The sequence below is a fragment of the Mesorhizobium sp. M0954 genome (assembly GCF_040319155.1).
Lineage (GTDB): Bacteria > Pseudomonadota > Alphaproteobacteria > Rhizobiales > Rhizobiaceae > Mesorhizobium.
The window spans coordinates 337,020-355,801 of sequence record NZ_JAMYNR010000002.1 but is presented as its reverse complement, the minus strand read 5'-3'; the positions used below and the strand labels follow the sequence as shown (position 1 = coordinate 355,801).

The following is an 18,782-nucleotide window of genomic DNA, read 5'->3' as shown; positions in this document are numbered from 1 at the left end:
TCGTATCGATGAGAACAAAGCAAGAACTTTCTCGCAGTGCGCCGCAAAAACTGGCGCTGCCCACCGCTTTCCGCTATTCGGCTAAACATGCTCAGCGTCCTGATCGAAACCCTGAACGACGAGGAGGGCCTTGCCCGCACGCTCGCCTCGCTGATCGGCGGCGCGGTCGAAGGCGTGGTGCGCGACGTTCTCGTCTGCGACACCGGCTCGACCGATCAGACGCACCGCGTCGCCGAACATGCCGGCTGCCACTATGTCAGCGGCGGCATCGCCGCCGGCATCAGGCAGGCCAAGGGCGACTGGCTGCTTTTGCTGGAACCGGGCGCGCGGCTGGGAGAGGGCTGGATCGACGAGGTCGTCGCCCATACAGCCAGGCAAACCATGGCGGCGCGGTTCTCGCGGGCACGCGGCAGCCGCGCGCCGTTCCTGTCGCGCGTCTTTGCCGGAAATCGCGCTCTCGCTGAAGGCCTGGTGATCAGCAAGCGTCAGGCCGCGGCGCTGTCGAAGAACGCCCGCAGCGCCGAAGCGATCGCCCGCGGCCTGGCGACCAGGAGGCTCCACGCCGAGATCTGGGTCGCGCCGCGGAAGTGACGGCTTACCGTCCCGGTTACGGGAACTCCGCCCAGACAAATTTTCTGGCGGGTCGTCGTTTATTGTGCATTGCACAAAATCTGGCCGGGGGTTACCATTTCCAGCGATACGGGCGAATGGGTTTGGGGTGTGCCGGAGCGGTGACGACGACTGTCGTCGATGCTGTTCCCTCGATATTTTGAGGACCCCGATGACCCTTTCAAGCCCTGACAAGTCCGGCGCCGCAAGCCTCGAGGCGATCGCACGAAACGGCGGCATGCTGCGCCGCATCGCCGCCCGCATCCCGACCTATCTTTCCGACCTTCGCGAGAATCCGGCATGGCTGCCGATGTTCATGCTGGCCCGCACCATGCCGGCGCGGCGCCTGCACTGGCGCGGTGCAAAGCCCGTTCCGCCGGCGCGCAATGTCGGTGAAACGATGTTCGCCGGCGTTGACCGCGATGCCGTCGTCGGCGCGCTGCGCACCGAGGGGCTCTGTTCGGGCCTGATGCTGCCGGCCGCCATCCATGACGAGATCGCCCGCTTCGCCGAGCTCACGCCATGCTTCGGCAATTTCGACCGCCGGCTGGAATTCCTGCCCGAAAAACACGCCGATGCCGAAAAGCATTTCGGCCGACCGCTGCTCAGCGGTCACTATTTCGAACGGGTCCTCGACTGCAACGCTGCGGTCGCCGTGCAGCGCGATCCGCTGCTTCTCGATATCGCAGCGCACTATCTCGGCAGCCAGGCCAAGCTGATCACCACCCGCGTCTGGTGGAGCTTTCCGACCGGTGGCGTCTCGGACGCCGACAAGAACATGGCCTCGCTCGGCAAATACCATTTCGACCTCGACGACTGGCGCATGCTGAAATTCTTTTTCTACCTGGTGCCGGTCGACGCCGACACTGGGCCGCATGTCTATGTCCGCGGCTCCCACAACCGCCGCATCCTGAAGCATCAGCTGACGCTGCTGGTCGGCCATTCGGCGGAAGAGGTGCTGGGCGTCTACGGCGAGCAGAGCCCGGTCACGCTGACCGGGCCGGCCGGCCTCGGCTTTGTCGAGGATCCGTTCGGCTTCCATATGGGCACCGTGCCGACGCGCACGCCGCGGCTGATGATGGAGGTCGGCTTCGGCGTCTCGCCGCCGTCGCGCCGGCGTTTTCACGGCGAGCCGGTCATTCGCTAAACCGAGGTCGCTTGGCTGATACCTCGGTTCTCAGCCGCGCCGCAAATGCTCGTCCAGCCGCGGCATGATCTCGACGAAGTTGCAGGGCATGTGCCGGTAGTCGAGCTGCGGCTTCAAGATGCCGTCCCAGGCGTCCTTGCAGGCGCCGGGCGAGCCCGGCAGCACGAAGACGAAGGTGGCATTGACGACGCCGCCGGTTGCCCGGCTCTGGATCGTCGAAGTGCCGATCTTGTCGTAGGAGATGCGGTGGAACACTTCGGAAAAGCCGTCCATGCGCTTTTCGAAGATCGGCTCCAGCGCTTCCGGCGTCACGTCGCGGCCGGTGAAGCCGGTGCCGCCGGTGGTGATGACGACATCGATCGCATCGTCCTTCGACCAGCCCAGGACCCTGTCGCGGATCTTGTCGCGGTCGTCGGTAACGATGTCGCGGGCGGCCAGGACATGGCCGGCCTCGGCAATGCGGTCGGCCAGCGTTTGCCCGGATTTGTCGTCGGCGAGGCTGCGCGTATCGGAAACGGTCAGTACCGCGATGCGCACAGGAACGAAGGGGCGGCTCTCGTCAATCCTGGCCATGGGCGTCAGCCTCCGATGTCACGCTTCGCGTCGCCGCGACAAACCAGTCTGGATGGCGGCCGCGGATATCGACGGCCGCGCGCTTGGCCACATTGCCGGTCTCGAACAGCCCGAAGCAGGTGGCGCCGGAGCCGGACATCCTGGCAAAACCGGCTCCGGCCTTGTTGAGCACGGAAAGCGCCTTGCCGATGGCGGGCTGGATTGCGCGCGCCGCAGGCTCGAGATCATTGCGGGTGATCTCCAGCCAGTTCCGGATGCTGTGGAAGTCGAGGCTGCGCGGCAGCGGCGGCAGTCCCGCATTGTCGCGGCGGCCAAGCGCCTCGAACACGTCGGCCGTCGAGACGGCAGTGCCGGGATTGACGAGCACCAGACCCAGCGCCGGGAAACCCGGCACGAGCGTCAGCTCGTCGCCGATGCCGCGGGCTATCAGCGGTCTGGCTGCGAGGCACATCGGCACGTCGGCGCCGAGCGACAGGCCGATCCGCGCGAGTTCGGCATCGCCGATGTCGAGCCTCCAGGTCCGGACCAGGGCGCGCAGCACAGCCGCCGCATCGCTCGACCCGCCGCCGACACCGGACGCGACCGGCAGGTTCTTTTCGAGCCTGATGGCGACAGCCGGTGCGTGCTGGGGACCGGCCTCGCGTCGCAGTGCATCGCGCGCTCTCACCACCAGATTATTGTCGTCGACCGGCACCGCGGAGGCGTATTTGCCGGACACGAAAAACCCATCGCTGTCGGCAAGCTCCGTTTCGATGCGATCGCCGAAGCGCGTGAACACAGCCAGGCTTTCGATCGTGTGATAGCCGTCGGCGCGCTGGCCGGTGACGTGCAGCGCGAGATTTATCTTGCCGTGCGCATGCGACGCCCGGATGCTGGCCTCGGCGTTCACTGGCTCGGCCGCGAGGGGGACGACGGTCAATCCTTGGCCAGACGGTATTCGCCGGTCTTCGGGTCCTTGACCAATGTTCCCATTGTACCGTTGGCGGCTTGCTTTTCGGTACGCCGCACCTTGGCGGTCACACGCTCGGCTTCCCTGACGAAGGAGCGGTAGCCGAAATAGGCGGCAATGCCGACGACGGCGAAGAAAATGATCTGCGGCATGTCAAACTCCTCCCTCGCAAGGCCGGCAAGGCCGCCGGTCGGGTCGGTTGATGATTAATGCTAGACGCTTTCACCGGCTTTTCAAAGCCCGAAGCGCGCCCACAGCGCGCGCTCTTCCGCCGCATCGATGATGCCGCTTGCCGCGGCGGCGGCGACATCGGGCGCCGAAAAGCTCGAGCCGAACAGGCCGAAGCGGCCGAACAGGCCGCGCGGCGCGGTGATCAGCTTGAGCTGGGTTTTCGGCCCGAAACGGCTCTTCAGCACGCTGCGCATGTCGCCGAGCGCATCGACCAGCCCGAGTTCAAGCCCCTTCTTGGCCGTCCAGAACAGGCCGGTGAACAGGTCGGGATCGTCCTTGAGCTTGCTGCCGCGCCTGTCCTTGACGAGGTCGATGAAGGTCTCGTGGACCTCCAGTTGCAGCGCCTTCAGGCGCTCGACGTCCTCCTTCTTTTCCGGCTTGAACGGGTCGAGCACCGCCTTGTTCTGGCCGGCGGTGTGGACGCGGCGCTCGATACCGATCTTCTTCAACAGCTCCGGAAAGCCGAACGAGGCCGACACCACGCCGATCGAGCCGACGATGGAGGACGGGTCGGCAAAGATCTCGTCGCCGGCGACCGCAATCATGTAGCCGCCCGACGCCGCCACGTCCTCGACGAAAACCAGGACCTTCTTGTTCTTCTCGCTCGCCAGGTCGCGGATGCGCCTGAAGATCAGCCGCGACTGCACCGGCGAGCCGCCTGGCGAATTGATCGAGATGGCGACCGCCGGCGCGTCGAAGGAAAACAGCTTTTCGAGAAGGCCGGCGGTGGAAGCGAGCGACAGGCTCGGCCGGAACTGGCCGCCGCCGGGCATGATGGTGCCGTGCAGCCGGATGACCGGAATGGTGACGACGGCGGAGCGCCAGGATTTCGGCAGCAGGCGGTTGAAAAGGCGTTTCACGAGGGGGCGGTCTCCGGTCGATTTGCTTGAGGCATGTAGGAATTCGCCGGCCAACGGCAATGCCGTCACCCCGGCAATCAGAATGGATCAGTCTCCGAAAAGCGACGCCAGCCCGTTATTGATCAGCTCTGCCCGCTCCGAAGGGCCATTGCCTGAATAGGCATGCAGCATCAGCGGTGGCTGGATCGACAGTTTGCCGCGTGCGCCGAGTGCTGCCCGGACGACGATGCGGATCGCCGCCGCTTCGGGGCGAGGATGGACGGCCAGCATCTCGGCATCGCCGAAGCGGCCGGCGATGGCATCGAGGATGGCGCCGAGCTGTTCCGGCCGGGCGATGACGGCCAGCCCGCCGCCCGGCCTGACCACCGCGGCCGCGCTGCGGATCCAGCTGTCGAAAAGCCCGTCCTCCGAGACATGCGCGGCCTTTCTCAGCGGATCGGGCGTCGCGCGATCCTCGGCGGCATTGAACGGCGGGTTCATGATGACGAAATCGAAGCTGTTGTCCTCGAGGCCGGCGGCCGCTCGCGCCCGGCCCGACCGCGCGACATCGGCGACGAGCACCGAGGCGCGGTCGCTGAGATGTGCATTGCCGGGATGGGCAAGCGTGGTTGTGGCGAAGGCCGCCATTTCCGGGGAACGCTCGACGAGCACGGCCTCTGCAGCGGGGCAGCGCGACAGGACCGCCAGGCCGGCGGCACCGGCACCCGCGCCAAAGTCGGCAAGCCGCCCGGCGAACGAGGACGGCACGGCAGCCGCCAGCATCATCGCATCCATGCCGGCGCGGTGGCCCGCCTTTCTCGGCTGCACCAGCCAGAAGCGACCGCGATGGAAGGCATCGACCGTATGAGCCGGCATGTCCGGGACAAGGGCAGCGGGCGACGCGGACATTATTTTTGGCGGATCTCGTTAGCGATGCCGGCATCCGTCAGGATGCGCCGCGCCGCATCGGCCTTGTCGGCATCCACCATGACACGGCGGGGCAGGATGCCGATCGAGCCGTCGAGGACGCTCATATTCTGGTCGGCGACGAAACAGCCGATGCCGGCATCGCGCATCAGCGATTCGACAAACGAAATGATGACGGCGTCGTTGGTGCGGATGAGCTCTATCATCGGATTAGGGCCATGATCTATCGATATGGTCGAAATGGCGCCTGAAACGGCAAGAAGATGCGAGGAGAAGCGTGAACGTCGGGGTCTTTCCCCCGGCCGAGCGGTTCGACGACGCAGCTTGCAGCCGTTTCGGCGTCCGGAGGATGTGGTCCATCTGCCCGGCTACTTTGTCGCGAAGGACTTGAAAGCCGAATGGCTTCCTGCGCCTTCGCTCCGCGTATCCGGACAGATGGCCTCACACCATTTCGATCATATCGATAGATCATGGCCCTAAACTCGCAGTTTGCGGCGTTGATGTAAACGTAGGCGTGATCATGTACCAGAGCCGGCGCGCCAATTCGCCTCTTGCCGCGCCGGTGGGTGACACCCTAGAGTCTGTCCAGGGACCATGTTGCCGTCGTGCATATCGAGGTTGGGAGTTTTGCCGTGGGTGTCGTTCTCAACATTGAAAACGGGAAGCGCGAAGCCGCCTCGATAAAGGACCTCATCGACCTGACCGCGGCCGACATGGGGCGCGTCAACAAATTGATCCTGTCGAAGGCCGGCTCCGATGTCGAGATGATCCCGGAGATTGCCAACCATCTGATCTCGTCGGGCGGCAAACGGCTGCGGCCGATGCTGACGCTCGCCGCCGCTCAGATGTTCGGCTATTCCGGCGACGGCCATGTCAAGCTCGCCACATCGGTCGAATTCATGCATACCGCGACACTTCTCCACGACGACGTCGTCGACGAAAGCGGCATGCGGCGCGGCAAGAAGACGGCGCGTATGATCTGGGGCAACCAGGCCAGTGTTCTGGTCGGCGATTTCCTGCTCGGCCAGGCCTTTCGCATGATGGTCGATGTCGCCTCGCTGGAAGCGCTCGACATCCTGTCGAGCGCTGCTTCGATCATCGCCGAAGGCGAGGTGATGCAGCTTGCCGCCGCCAAAAACCTCGAGACCACCGAGGACGAGCATTTCGCGGTGATCAAGGCCAAGACCGCGGCGTTGTTCTCCGCTGCCGCCGAGGTCGGCCCGGTCATCGCCCAGGCGACGCGCAATGATCGCGCAGCACTTCGCTCCTACGGCATGAATCTCGGCCTTGCCTTCCAGCTGATCGATGACGCGCTGGATTACGGCGGCACCAGCAAGGATCTCGGCAAGAATGTCGGCGACGATTTCCGCGAGGGCAAGGTGACGCTGCCGGTGATCCTCGCCTATCGGCGCGGCACCAAGGCCGAGCGCAGCTTCTGGAAACGCGCCATCGAGGACAATGCCGCCGACGATGCCGGGCTGGAAAAGGCCATCGGCCTGATGCTCCGCCACGGGGCGATTGCCGACACCATCGGGCGCGCCCGCCATTTCGGCGAGATAGCCCGCGACGCGCTGGCGCCGCTCGAGGCGACGCCGCAGAAGTCTGCACTGATCGACGTCATCGATTTCTGCATCAGCCGGGTGAATTGACAGGCGTCGCGGCGCGAGGCCGGGACGCCGCCTGTTCTCATCGCGCCTTTGCCGGAAGCACCATTGCTGCCAGCAGGCTGACGACGATGCCGCCCGCCGCGAGCCGGAAGGCAACCTGGATGCCGTCGGCGACGGCAATTTTCAACGCATCGCCGGACAATTCGCCGATTTGGCTGTTCGCAATCGCAATCAGCACGGCCATGCCGATGGCGTTGCCGACATTGAGCGTCGTCGAAGCCATCCCCGAGGCGACGCCTTGCTGGTCATGGGCAACGCCGGAAGCGGCGGCAATCCACATTGCGGTCCAGACGATGCCTTGTCCGACGCCGGAGACGATCAGGCCGGGTACGAGGGGCAGATAGCTGCTGTCGGCAGTCGCGCCTGATACCATCAATGCTGTGCCGACCGCGCCGACGATCATGCCGCCGACCAGGGTGCTGCGCGTCGAAAAGCGCGTTGCCAGACGCTCGCCGAGTTGCGTGCCGGTGGCGATGGCGACCGACGGCACGAGAAAGGCGAGGCCCGTCTGCAAGGCAGTGAAGCCGTGCACGTTCTGCAGCAGCACGGTGAGGAAGTAGGGCAGCGCGCCGAAAGTGCCCATGTAGAGGAAGGTTATCGTCATGCCGGCGACGAGGCTGCGGTTGTGGAACAGGCGCAGCGGCATCAGCGGGTCGGCGCTGTTGGCCTCGATCACGGTGAAGGCGATCAGGAAGAATGCCGCCAGTGCTGCGCTGACGATGATTGCGCCAGAGCCCCAGCCATATTCGGGCCCCTGAACCAGGGTGAAGACAAGCAGCGTCGCGCCTGCGGTGACGGTCAGCGCGCCCGGCAGATCGAAGCTGCGCTGCTCGTGCCGCTTGCGATCGCGCGGGATGATGGCGAAAGCCGCGATGATGGCGATCCCGGCCAACAGCACGTTGACGTAGAAGACCGACGGCCAGCCGAAGGCGCTGGTCAGAAACCCGCCGGCAAGCGAACCGAGCGTCAGGCCGCTGGCGCCCGCGCCGCCCCAGACGGCGAGCGCCCGGTTGCGTTCCGGTCCCTCGGCGAACAGGCGGTTGATCAGCGACAACGTCGCAGGAAACAGGAACGCGGCGCCGATGCCTTGCACGGCGCGGGCCGCGATGATGATTTCCGGCGACCAGGCGAGGCCGCCGACCAGAGATGAGAGCGCGTAGAGCCAGAGCGCGAAGATGAAGACGCGGCGCTGGCCGATCAGGTCGGCGGCCCGGCCGCCGAACAGCAGGAAGCCGCCGGTGAAGACGGTGTAGGCGCTGACCACCCACTGCAGGGTCTGGCCTGAAAATCCGAGGCCGGCGCCGATCTCCGGCAACGCCACGAAGACTATGTTGAGGTCGAGCGAGATGATGAGCTGCGCGAAGGCGAGCAGCGCCAGCGTTGCGCCATGTTTCGCCCTGCTTGCTCCCTGCGTTATCGCCCCGAGCGGCGCGCCTTGATCCAGTGAACTCATGCCGGTCTCCTTGTCGACAATTATTTAATGATCGACAAAGAATTGAGATTTGCAATCCGAAGTCAAGCGGATTATTTGTTGATCGACAAAAATTGGAGACCGCCATGGCGGGAAGGCCAAGGGAGTTCGACCGCGACCAGGCGCTGGAGAAAGCCCGCGACGCTTTCTGGAGACGCGGCTACGAGGGCACCTCGATGGCCGATCTCGTATCGGCGCTTGGTCTCGCATCGGCGCGCATCTATGCCGCCTTCGGCTCGAAGGAGGATCTGTTTCGCGAAGCGGTGGCACTTTACGAGGCCAATGAGGGCGGCTTCGCCACACGCGCACTGCAGGAAGAACCAAATGTCCGGCGCGTCATCGAGCGCATGCTTCGCGACGCCGTCGAAATCTATACGCGGCCGGGGCAGCCGCAGGGCTGCATGGTGGTGACGGCCGCGACCAATTGCGCCGTCGAAAATGACGCCGTGCTGCAATGGCTGGCGGAGCATCGGATGGCGCGTACCGCATCGATCGTCGAGCGGTTGAAGCAGGCGGTGCGCGATGGCGAATTGAAGCCGGACACCGACGCCGAGACGTTGGGGGATTATTACGCCACGCTGCTGCACGGCCTTTCGGTGCAGGCACGCGACGGCGTGCCGAAAAAGCGGCTGCACGATCTTGTCACCGTCGCCATGCAGGCGCTCGACGCAAGCCTTTCGCAAACGTCCTGAGTTTCAGGGCCGTGATGCCTCACTTGCCGGCTTGTTCGGCGGCCCTTCTGGGATTGATCGCCGGCGTCGGCGGGTCGGGTATTTCGGTGGCGACAGGCTTTGGCGGTTGCGGCTCCGTCGCCGGCGCTTCGGGGCCGGCCTTGCTGAGCGCGACCGAGATGCCGAACACCTTCCATTGCCGTTCGACCGGCGCAAACAACAGCTCGAAATTGACCTGCATCGGCACCGAGGGAAAGAAACCGGCCATATGCAACATGCCGTTGGACTCGATCTGCGGCAGCAGCGTCAATTGCGGCTCCAGCACCGCGACGCCGCCGAGGTCGATGCCGTCATTGCGGTGGCTGGCGAAGATCTCGGCAAGCTTGGCCGCATTGTTGGTCTGGAAGCCCGGCGCGCCGAGATCGCGCAGCACCGTGTAATTCCCCGTCTTGTTGGCATGGTCGAGCGCCAGCAGCGAGCCGCGCACCAGGATCAGCACGCCGTTGCGGTCGATATTGGCCGGCTTCGGCGCCTGGGGCTTGGCCGATTTCTGGATTTTCGACGTTTGCGCCAGGGCAGGCTGGACAAGCTGCGGAACGGCTGCCGTCAGCACCAAGGCGGCCAGCAACATTCTGCCCGTCGGCCGCACCGATCCCGGCAAGATTGAGGTCATGCCCGCTGCATCAGTTGAGTGTCCACGATGCGCCGACGCTGACGCCGACATCGCCACGGTTGGTGGAGGCCGACACGGCGGCGTTGAGGCGGAAATCCAGGCTCGTGCTATAGCCAAGGCCGAGCGCCAGGCCCGACTGGCCCTTGAAATGGCCAAAGCCGCCGGCCAGCGACAATTTGCCGGGCCTGTCGTCGTAACGCAATCCCGCCGTCGCCAGCGCAAGCGCCGTTCCGGCGCGGGCTTCCGAGCGGTTTTCGCTGACCTGCTCGCCAAGGTTCTGCAACCCGCCCTCCAGCGCGCTGACGCGGCCGTCGAGCAGGGCGATGTTAGCCTCGTTGATCGTGGTGCGACTGTCGAGGCTGAAAATCTGCGCGGTGTGCAGGTTGAGCGTGTTGGTATTGTTGGTGATACGCGCCTCGTGATCGGCAAGCTGGATCGTATGATCGCCGACCGTCGTGTTGAGCGCGTTGATCTGGTTGGTGTTGTTGACAATGCGCGTCTCGTGATCGGCAAGCTGCATCGCGTGGCTGCTTACCGTGGTGTTGAGCGAGGCGATCTGGGTGGTATGGGCTGCAACGTCGTCGGCCAGTCCTTCGAGTTCGTCGATGTTCACGGAAGCGGTCGCCAGATTGCCCGCGGCGTCGGACGTCACCAGGTATTTCGGTCCGCTCTGGGCCTCCCTGCTGGCTGCGCTGTTGATGCCCGACAGAGTGTAGGTGGCACTGCTGTTGCCGATAGCCACCTGATTGGCGCGTGTCGTGGCCACACCTTGGCCTACGGCGACTGAATCGGCAAAATTGGCCGTCGCACCGGTGCCGAGGGCGGTGGCATTCACCGCATTCGCCTTGGCCGAGGCGCCAAGAGCGGTAGCGTTGGCCTGGTTAGGGCCTCCCGCACCAGCCTGAGCACGGGCGCCGATAGCCGTCGTGCTTGCATTGTTATGGTTGATGGGACCCGAGATTCCCCCGGCCCACGCATCATCGCCAAGAGCGGTACTAAGGTCTCCATCAGAAACGGCTCTACCGCCGACCGCCGTCGAGGATCCGCCCGCAGCTTGGGCGATAGTTCCGCATGCCATACCGGTGGGCGAAGCCCCGGCGCCATCTGCGCCATAATTTATATCTTCACACACAAACGCAGCCGCCGGAGTCGGCGCGAGGGCCACCAGGCCGGCTGCCGCGGCTATCACCCAAGCTCCGGCCCCGCGAACCGGCACGCGGGACGACATCAGGATGCCGGCAGCCCCCAATGCAGCCGACCACTCAAAGCCTTCTACAACACGGCTCTTCATCGAATTATCCCCTTCTTTCCAGAACGGCGCCGGCCGATCGCAAAGCTCCCGATGAGATGGACCATGCATGAAGCCGGCAACGGCCGGACAGTCGGCAAATGCCTACACTTCGCGGCATTCCCCCTGTTCTTGCAGCGTTTTCAGTCCTGGGTGTTGCAATCTTGCAACGTCGGGCCGGTTGACTGACCGAAATCACGAAAACGGCCGCGCGCTCGTCAGCAGCGCCACGAGCTGGCTTTGGCGACTGGTTCCGGTTTTCCGAAAAATTCGCTCGAGATAAGTACGGGCCGATTTGACGGCGATACCGATTTCGAGGGCGGCTTCCTGCACGGACCGGCCGGTGGCAAGCACAACCGCAAGCCGGGCTTCCGCCGGCGTCAAGTCGAACAGGCCCGAAAGGATATCGGGCGACGGCACCGTCGCGCTGACGCTGACGGCAGTTGCCGCGACAAGGATATCCGCGCCCGAAAAGATGTCATGTGCGGCACGGCGCAACGGCAAAAGGTGTACGATCAGCGCAGGCCGCCCCTCGACGGCTGGGACAGGGATGGACCGCACAACGCGATGGTCGGCGTTGTGCATGATGGCTTGCTGGAAAAGCGCGTTTGCAGACAGGTCCGCAAGCACCATGCCGCCGCCGGCCTGGGGGATGAAGACGTCCTTCATATCTTCCAGCAGGCGGTTGACCGTCAGCACGCGGCCCGATCCGCTCATGACTGCCGCCGGCAGCTCGATCTCGCTCAGAATGGACACGGCGGTCCTGGCCCGCTCCAGACCGAGCCGCCCGGCGACAAGGCCGGCCCGCGCCAGATGCGGACGCAGTCCGTTCAGCAGGTCGATCGCCGCTTGATCGTACTTGCCGTCCTTCAGCCAGCGCTGGAAAACGAACAGCACAAGCTCTCCGCTCGGCATGGGAATCGACGTGCAGACGGGCGATCCGACGCCGAAATCTCTTGCCCACGCATAGATCGGGTCCCGCTCGATCTCATCGCCGGTCATGAAGTCGTCGACCCGCACAAAGCTTGCCGGCTGGGTGCTGCACATGCGCTGCACGCTTTCGGAAAATGTCCAATCGGCCATGAAAGCGTCGATCAAGGGTTCGGCCCGCGCCTCGCCGATGGCGCGAAGCGGCGAATGATCGCTGATCATGAAGATCGCGCCGCTTGCCGAGCGCGAGACCGCGCTGGTCGCCTCCAAGGCATCCGGCCACAGCTCGGCTGCGAATGCGGCTTCGTAGATACGGTCGACGATGGCGAAGGCTTCTTCGTTTCGCGGCATTTCCAGCATCGGCACCCCCTGACGGCTGGCGAGGCAAGAACTGAGCGGGCATCTTGCCACGCAAGGTTGCATGGCGGAAGCTTTCAACCGCTGGCGCTTATGGATCGCTTACGGCGTCGGGAAATAGCGCCGCGCAGGCACCGCCAAAGCGGACGCCACGCGGTCAAGAGTCGCAGTTCAGGCCCTTTCGGCATGGTTTATTAATTGCTTGACCCGATTGTGAATTCGGGCCGGGTTGAAGCACGACCCCAAAAAGGCCATGCTTTACCTGTAAAGATCGAGTCTACGGCGATCCCGCTGACGCGGAGATGGCGTTTGGCTGAAAGGGATATGATGCGGCAAGGATATGCGCGCTGGCTGACGGGGCTGGCAATCGCGACGGGCATGGCGATCTCGGCTTTGCCGGCGCATGCCAAACAGACCGCCGAGCCGGTCAGGATCACATCCTTCTCGGGGGCCTATCTCGCCGCCAGGATTGCCGACGGCGACAACGACCTCGACAGCGCCATTTCCTATTACAAGCAGGCGCTTGCCTTCGATCCGAACGATACGGGACTGCAGCAGAGCCTGATGCTGTCGCTGATCGCGCAGGGGCGCTTCGATGAATCCCTGGTCTATGCCGACAAGCTCAAGGCGGTTCCCGATGTCGAGCGCTTCTCGCGCCTGGCGCTGGCCATCGATTCCTTCCACAAGAAGGATTTCTCCAAGGCCGAATACTGGCTCAAGCTGTCGCTCGAATCCGATCTCGACCGGCTGATCTCCGGCGTCATGACCGGCTGGGCCAAGCAGGGTGCGGGTGACGCCGGCGAGGCCATGGCTTCCATCGACAAGCTGCAAGGCCCCGACTGGTTCAGCCTGTTCAAGTCCTTCCACCGCGCCTTGATTGCCGACGCCTCCGGCCTGCCCGACAGGGCGGATGCGCTCTATACCGCCACCGTGCAGGACACGGCCGCCGGCGGTGCGGCCCCGGAAACATGGATGCGCAACGCGCAGGCCTACGCCTCTTTCCTCGCCCGCAAAGGCGACAAGGCCAAGGCGCTGTCGGTGCTCGACAAAGCCGAGGCGTTTGCGCCCGGCAAGGTCGAGATTGCAGCCCTTCGCGACAAGATCAACAAGGGCGAAAAGATCGAGCCCTTCGTTGCCGGTCCGTCGGACGGCGCCTCGGAAATCCTGCTCGATCTCGCCACCGCGCTCAACCGCGGCGGCGGCGAGCCGTTCGTGCGGCTTTATCTGCAATATGCCCTGGCGCTGCGGCCCGACAACGACGCGGCGCTCGTTCAGCTTGCCGCCGTTGCCGAGCAGTTGAAAGACGGCGAGGGCGCCATCGCGCTCTATCGCCGCATTCCCGCCGGCTCGCCGCTGAAGCAGCTTTCGGACCTGCAGCTTGGCCTCAACCTTGCCGATCTCGACCGCAACGACGAGGCGATCGCTCACCTCAAGGCCATCGTCGATGCGCATCCAGACGACATGCGCGCCTACCTGGCGCTCGGCGGCGTCTATTCCTCGAAGGAGGATTTCCGCTCCGCCGCCAATCTTTACGACAAGGCGGTCGAGGTGCTGAAGACGCCGACCGCCGCCAACTGGAACATTTTCTACCAGCGCGGCATCGCCTATGAGCGGCTGAAGGAATGGCCGAAGGCCGAGCCGAATTTCCGCAAGGCGCTGGAGCTCTACCCCGACCAGCCGCAGGTTCTGAACTATCTCGGCTATTCCTGGGTCGACAAGAACATGAACCTCAAGGAAGGCCTCGCGATGATCCAGAAGGCCGTCGACCTGAGGCCGAGCGACGGCTACATCGTCGATTCGCTGGGCTGGGCCTATTACCGCCTTGGCCAGTTCGACGATGCAGTGCGCGAAATGGAACGCGCCGTTTCGTTGAAGCCGGAGGATCCGGTGCTCAACGATCACCTCGGCGACGCTTACTGGCGCGTCGGCCGCAAGCTGGAAGCCACCTTCCAGTGGAACCAGGCCCGCGACCTGAAGCCGGACCCGGATGTGCTTGCCGCCTTGCAGCAAAAGCTGATGAAAGGCCTGCCGCCGATCGAATCCAACACGGCGCAGGAAACCCCGAACGTAAAGCCCTTGCCGGCGCCCGCCCCTAAGGGGTGACCCTTCTTCCTTCTCCCCTTGTGGGAGAAGGTGGATCGGCGCGCAGCGCCGAGACGGTTGAGGGGTGTCGGACGGATTGCCGTCGGGCTGGAACACCCCTCATCCGACCGAGCTTCGCTCGGCCACCTTCTCCCACAAGGGGAGAAGGGAACACCTTCAAAGGCCTGACCCCCTCTGCCTTGACGCTTGCTGGCCAGGCATCTAGGACGTGCCGGCATCCCGCCTTTCCCGCCGAGGCCGCCGTGACCATTCCTGCCCACATGCACCCCAGCCGCTCGTTCCAGGGGCTGATCCTGACGTTGCATAATTATTGGGCGGACTATGGCTGCGTCGTCCTTCAGCCTTACGACATGGAAGTCGGCGCCGGCACATTCCATCCGGCAACGACGTTGCGCGCGCTCGGTCCAAAACGCTGGAACGCGGCCTATGTCCAGCCCTCGCGCCGCCCCAAGGACGGCCGCTATGGCGAGAACCCGAACCGGCTGCAGCACTATTACCAATACCAGGTGATCCTGAAGCCCAATCCGCCCAATCTGCAGGAGCTTTATCTCGGCTCGCTGGCCGCGATCGGCATCGATCCGCTGCTGCATGACATCCGCTTCGTCGAGGACGACTGGGAAAGCCCGACGCTGGGCGCCTGGGGGCTGGGCTGGGAGTGCTGGTGCGACGGCATGGAGGTCTCGCAGTTCACCTATTTCCAGCAGGTCTGCGGCATCGAATGCTCCCCGGTGGCGGGCGAGCTCACTTACGGGCTGGAACGGCTGGCCATGTATGTGCAGGGCATCGACAATGTCTACGACCTCAACTTCAACGGCCGCGAAGGCGCCGACAAGGTGACCTATGGCGACGTCTTCCTGCAGGCCGAGCAGGAATATTCGCGCCATAATTTCGAATTTGCCAACACCGCAATGCTGCTCAGGCATTTCCAGGACGCCGAAGCCGAGTGCAAGGCGCTGCTCGAAGCCGGCGCGCCTGTCTCCCCCCTTGAGGGGGAGATGCCCGCGAAGCGGGCAGAGGGGGTCACCTCAGAAGGCACTGCAGGTCAGGCGTCGAGCACTGCACGGGCGACCCCTCCCGGCCAGACCTTGTCTGGCCACCTTCCGCTCAAGGGGGAGGGATACCACCGCATGGTCTTCCCCGCCTACGACCAGTGCATCAAGGCCAGCCACGTCTTCAATCTGCTCGACGCACGCGGCGTGATTTCGGTCACCGAGCGCCAGAGTTATATTTTGCGGGTGCGCAATCTGGCCAAAGCCTGCGGCGAGGCGTTTCTGCTGACGCAGGCGGGCGGGCTGGCGGCCTAGCTCAGGGCGAATTCGGCAGGAGTGCTGATTGGCAACGTGCCTAGGCCGCTTGCACCGGCTATTGTCCGCAGCGCTTGCCTGACGCCGGGCATCGAGAACGTGCCGTGCACCTGCGCTGTAAAACAGGCGCTGAGCGCGAGGATCTGCAGGAATGTCGATGCCGTTCTCATGGTCGGTCAGCCAATAGCTCTCTGCCTGAGCGTTGGTCGCTTCAGCGCTGCGTTCGGTTCAGGGAAATCTTTGATCCAAGGACGGGCGGACCGGCGCGTGTCCGACAGGCGGCTGAATTTTTTCGGAAATCGCCGTTAGACGTCCCGATCGAGCGGGGAAGGGTGACAGCGGCCAGCCGAGTTGCTATGCCCCCGCTTACCTCCCCCTCGATGGGGGAGGTCGCCGCGAAGCGGCGGCTATTTTTGTCCATGAGTTCCTTCGATGCCCGACCTGCTTTTAGAACTCCGTTCGGAAGAGATTCCCGCCCGCATGCAGCGCAAGGCTGCCGGCGATCTCAGGAAGCTTTTGACCGACGGGCTGGTCGAAGCCGGGCTGACCTATGAGGCGGCGCGCGAATATTGGACGCCGCGCCGGTTGACGCTCGACATTCGCGGCCTGACCGCGCGCTCGAAGGACATCAGCGAGGAGATCAAGGGTCCCTCGACCAAGGCGCCCGAGCCGGCGGTGCAGGGTTTTCTGCGCAAGGCCGGCCTTGCCTCGATTGCCGAGGCGCATGTGCATTCCGATCCGAAGAAGGGCGACTTCTACGTCGCCCATATTTCCAGGCCGGGCAGGCCGGCGGAGCAGATCATCGCCGAGCTGGTGCCGGGCATCATCCGCAACTTCCCCTGGCCGAAATCGATGCGCTGGGGGCCGGCTTCGGCCAAGCCCGGCTCGCTGCGCTGGGTGCGGCCGCTGCAATCGATCCTGTGCACCTTCGGCCCCGAAACCGAGGAGCCGGTGGTCGTCGATTTCGAGATCGACGGCATCCGCTCAGGCAATATCACTTACGGCCACCGTTTCCATGCGCCTGGCGCCATCACGGTGCGCCGCTTCGACGATTATGTCGCCAGGCTTGAGGCGGCCAAGGTCGTGCTCGATGCCGACAGGCGCAAAGAGATCATCCTTGCCGATGCCAGGAACCTCGCCTTCGCCAGCGGGCTCGACCTCGTCGAGGACGAGGGGCTGCTGGAGGAAGTGTCGGGCCTGGTCGAATGGCCTGTCGTGCTGATGGGCGAATTCGAGCAGGATTTTCTCGCCATTCCGGCCGAGGTAATCCGGCTCACCATCCGCGCCAACCAGAAGTGCTTCGTGACGCGGCCACATGGCGCGGGCGAAGAGCTTTCCAACCGCTTTATCCTGACCGCCAATATCGAGGCCAAGGATGGCGGCAAGGAGATCGCCCATGGCAATGGCAAGGTGGTGCGCGCGCGCCTGTCCGACGCGCTCTATTTCTGGAAGACCGACCAGGGCGACCTGCCGGATCTCGACCAGCTGCAGGCATCGGCGGAAAAGTTCGGGCTTGATCTAGAAAAACCGCTCGACCAGCGCATGGCCCGCCTCGACCACCTCAATGTAACGTTTCATGCCAAGCTCGGCACGCAAGGCGAGCGGGTGGAGCGGATTGCCAGGCTGGCGGAAGAACTGGCACCGCTCGTGGCGAGTTCAATCTCCCCCCTTGAGGGGGAGATGGCCGGCAGGCCAGAGGGGGTCGCCTCGGCTGGCGCGACGCGACCTGACGTTTCGAAGCAAGAGGAAGTTGGCGCTCCACGCGAGATGACCCCCTCTGTCGCCTTCGGTGACATCTCCCCCTCGAGGGGGGAGATTACCGCGCTGGCGCGCCGCGCTGCCGTCCTCGCCAAGGCCGACCTCACCACCGAAGTGGTTGGCGAGTTCCCGGAACTGCAAGGCGCCATGGGCCGCAAATACGCGCTGCTGCAGGGCGAGCATCCTTCCGTCGCCGCGGCGATCGAGGAACACTACAAGCCGCAGGGCCCGTCCGACCGCGTGCCGACCGATCCGGTATCGGTGGCCGTGGCGCTCTCAGACAAGCTCGATACGCTGGTTGGGTTCTGGGCCATCGATGAGAAGCCGACCGGATCGAAGGACCCCTATGCGCTCAGAAGAGCGGCGCTGGGAGTGGTCAGGACTTTGGTCGAGAACGGGGTGAGACTGCCGCTCCAGCGCCAGTTTTTAAACTCGCTGTTCGGGCTTACCTTCAATCGCGGCAATCGGTTTTCGGTGGTTTGGCGAGCGGACGACGAGGGCGATTTCACTACTGGCGTTGGATCAGCCGACGATTTGATCAGTGAACGGGCAGGTTCGCTGTCCTCGGAAATACGCGGCGTCGAATTACCGGACCATTCCGCGTCTGAGATAATTGCCGATCTCCTGTCCTTCTTCCACGACCGCCTGAAAGTCTATCTCCGCGATCAGGGCGCGCGGCATGATCTGATCGACGCGGTTCTGGCGGCAGGTTCGCGCCCGATCTCCCCCCTAGAGGGGGAGATGTCGGCGCAGCCGACAGAGGGGGGCGCTGTCCCGCCAGCCTCTCATTCTGTCGCGCCCCCCTCTGCCCTGCCGGGCATCTCCCCCTCTAGGGGGGAGATCGGCCAATCGTCCAACGACGACCTCCTGCAAATCGTCCGCCGCGTCGAAGCGCTTGGCTCCTTCCTCGACAGCGAGGACGGCAGGAACCTGCTTGCCGGCACCAAGCGCGCTGCCAACATCGTGGCTGCCGAGGAGAAGAAGAACACGACGATCGCCGACCGTGTTGAGCCGGCGCTGTTCCGGGAGGGCGCCGAAAAAACCTTGTACGCCGCAGTCAATCAGGCCGAGAAGCAAGCCGGCGAAGCAATTCAAAACGAAGACTTTTCCGCCGCCATGCTGGCGCTTAGCGTGTTGCGCGAGCCGGTTGATTCATTCTTTGAGAAAGTCCTGGTAAACGATGAGGACCAGGCCGTGCGTGCCAATCGCCTGGCATTGCTCGCCCGCATCCGCGCGGCGACCGACCGGGTCGCGGATTTCTCCAAGATAGCCGGCTGACGTCCGG

At 64.3% G+C, this 18,782-nt stretch carries 16 protein-coding genes and 2 pseudogenes; 8 read left to right on the top strand and 10 right to left on the bottom strand.

The features are described from left to right. Positions 1 to 87 precede the first annotated feature (87 nt). Both NKH93_RS04860 and NKH93_RS04855 read left to right on the top strand, forming a co-directional pair. Positions 88 to 591, top strand: a complete 504-nt coding sequence (locus NKH93_RS04860) for a glycosyltransferase (protein WP_292664385.1) — start codon at positions 88 to 90, stop codon at positions 589 to 591. 190 nt (positions 592 to 781) lie between these two features. Further along, positions 782 to 1,756 carry a phytanoyl-CoA dioxygenase family protein gene (locus NKH93_RS04855; protein ID WP_352969378.1) on the top strand — a complete coding sequence of 325 codons (975 nt, stop codon included), beginning with the start codon at positions 782 to 784 and terminating at the stop codon, positions 1,754 to 1,756. Positions 1,757 to 1,786: 30 nt separating this feature from the next. On the opposite strand, the gene moaB is transcribed toward NKH93_RS04855, so the two are convergent. The 6 genes from moaB to NKH93_RS04825 form a co-directional block, all read right to left on the bottom strand. Beyond that, positions 1,787 to 2,329 (bottom strand): molybdenum cofactor biosynthesis protein B, encoded by a 543-nt coding sequence (gene moaB / locus NKH93_RS04850; protein ID WP_352681118.1) that lies wholly within the window; start codon positions 2,327 to 2,329, stop codon positions 1,787 to 1,789. After that, positions 2,316 to 3,218, bottom strand: a complete 903-nt coding sequence (locus tag NKH93_RS04845) for a 4-(cytidine 5'-diphospho)-2-C-methyl-D-erythritol kinase (protein WP_352969466.1) — start codon at positions 3,216 to 3,218, stop codon at positions 2,316 to 2,318. Before NKH93_RS04845 ends, moaB begins: the two co-directional genes overlap by 14 nt. 26 nt (positions 3,219 to 3,244) lie before the next feature. Next, entirely contained in the window at positions 3,245 to 3,430 is a 186-nt protein-coding gene (locus NKH93_RS04840; protein WP_023674078.1) for a membrane protein, read from the bottom strand. 81 nt (positions 3,431 to 3,511) lie between these two features. Further along, positions 3,512 to 4,369: a S49 family peptidase gene (locus tag NKH93_RS04835; protein WP_352969376.1), complete on the bottom strand. Its 858-nt coding sequence runs from the start codon at positions 4,367 to 4,369 to the stop codon at positions 3,512 to 3,514. A gap of 87 nt (positions 4,370 to 4,456) precedes the next feature. After that, positions 4,457 to 5,257: a tRNA1(Val) (adenine(37)-N6)-methyltransferase gene (locus NKH93_RS04830; protein ID WP_352969374.1), complete on the bottom strand. Its 801-nt coding sequence runs from the start codon at positions 5,255 to 5,257 to the stop codon at positions 4,457 to 4,459. Next, complete coding sequence (locus tag NKH93_RS04825) at positions 5,257 to 5,481, bottom strand: putative signal transducing protein (protein WP_023674082.1); 225 nt, start codon at positions 5,479 to 5,481, stop codon at positions 5,257 to 5,259. Before NKH93_RS04825 ends, NKH93_RS04830 begins: the two co-directional genes overlap by 1 nt. Positions 5,482 to 5,907: 426 nt before the next feature. Between NKH93_RS04825 and NKH93_RS04820 the strand changes: the two genes are divergently transcribed. Next, on the top strand, positions 5,908 to 6,924 hold the full coding sequence (locus tag NKH93_RS04820; RefSeq protein WP_352969372.1) for a polyprenyl synthetase family protein: 1,017 nt from the start codon (positions 5,908 to 5,910) through the stop codon (positions 6,922 to 6,924). Positions 6,925 to 6,961: 37 nt separating this feature from the next. Here NKH93_RS04820 and NKH93_RS04815 read toward each other — a convergent pair whose 3' ends face one another. After that, on the bottom strand, positions 6,962 to 8,395 hold the full coding sequence (locus tag NKH93_RS04815; RefSeq protein WP_352969370.1) for an MFS transporter: 1,434 nt from the start codon (positions 8,393 to 8,395) through the stop codon (positions 6,962 to 6,964). A 104-nt stretch (positions 8,396 to 8,499) separates the two neighbouring features. On the opposite strand from NKH93_RS04815, the gene NKH93_RS04810 reads away from it, so the two are divergent. Continuing rightward, positions 8,500 to 9,105: a TetR/AcrR family transcriptional regulator gene (locus tag NKH93_RS04810; RefSeq protein ID WP_352969368.1), complete on the top strand. Its 606-nt coding sequence runs from the start codon at positions 8,500 to 8,502 to the stop codon at positions 9,103 to 9,105. A 19-nt stretch (positions 9,106 to 9,124) separates the two neighbouring features. On the opposite strand, the gene NKH93_RS04805 is transcribed toward NKH93_RS04810, so the two are convergent. The 3 genes from NKH93_RS04805 to NKH93_RS04795 form a co-directional block, all read right to left on the bottom strand. Next, entirely contained in the window at positions 9,125 to 9,757 is a 633-nt protein-coding gene (locus NKH93_RS04805) for a hypothetical protein (RefSeq protein WP_352969366.1), read from the bottom strand. Positions 9,758 to 9,767: 10 nt separating this feature from the next. Continuing rightward, complete coding sequence (locus NKH93_RS04800) at positions 9,768 to 10,835, bottom strand: YadA-like family protein (RefSeq protein WP_352969464.1); 1,068 nt, start codon at positions 10,833 to 10,835, stop codon at positions 9,768 to 9,770. Positions 10,836 to 11,240: 405 nt separating this feature from the next. Continuing rightward, positions 11,241 to 12,335, bottom strand: a complete 1,095-nt coding sequence (locus NKH93_RS04795) for a helix-turn-helix transcriptional regulator (protein ID WP_352969364.1) — start codon at positions 12,333 to 12,335, stop codon at positions 11,241 to 11,243. Between the two features lie 324 nt (positions 12,336 to 12,659). Here NKH93_RS04795 and NKH93_RS04790 point away from each other — a divergent pair, with 324 nt between their 5' ends. The 4 genes and pseudogenes from NKH93_RS04790 to glyS all read left to right on the top strand — a co-directional run bounded on the left by NKH93_RS04790 (position 12,660) and on the right by glyS (position 18,775). Continuing rightward, a complete protein-coding gene (locus NKH93_RS04790) occupies positions 12,660 to 14,435 on the top strand; it encodes a tetratricopeptide repeat protein (RefSeq protein WP_352851690.1) in 1,776 nt (591 codons plus the stop codon). Between the two features lie 260 nt (positions 14,436 to 14,695). Then, positions 14,696 to 15,409: pseudogene (locus NKH93_RS04785) on the top strand (glycine--tRNA ligase subunit alpha); the annotation flags it as partial. Between the two features lie 147 nt (positions 15,410 to 15,556). Further along, positions 15,557 to 15,739: pseudogene (locus tag NKH93_RS04780) on the top strand (glycine--tRNA ligase subunit alpha); the annotation flags it as partial. A 432-nt stretch (positions 15,740 to 16,171) separates the two neighbouring features. Next, the gene (gene glyS, locus NKH93_RS04775; protein ID WP_352969362.1) at positions 16,172 to 18,775 is read left to right on the top strand and encodes a glycine--tRNA ligase subunit beta; all 2,604 of its coding nucleotides are present in this window, start codon (positions 16,172 to 16,174) and stop codon (positions 18,773 to 18,775) included. The last annotated feature ends 7 nt before the right edge of the window (positions 18,776 to 18,782 follow it).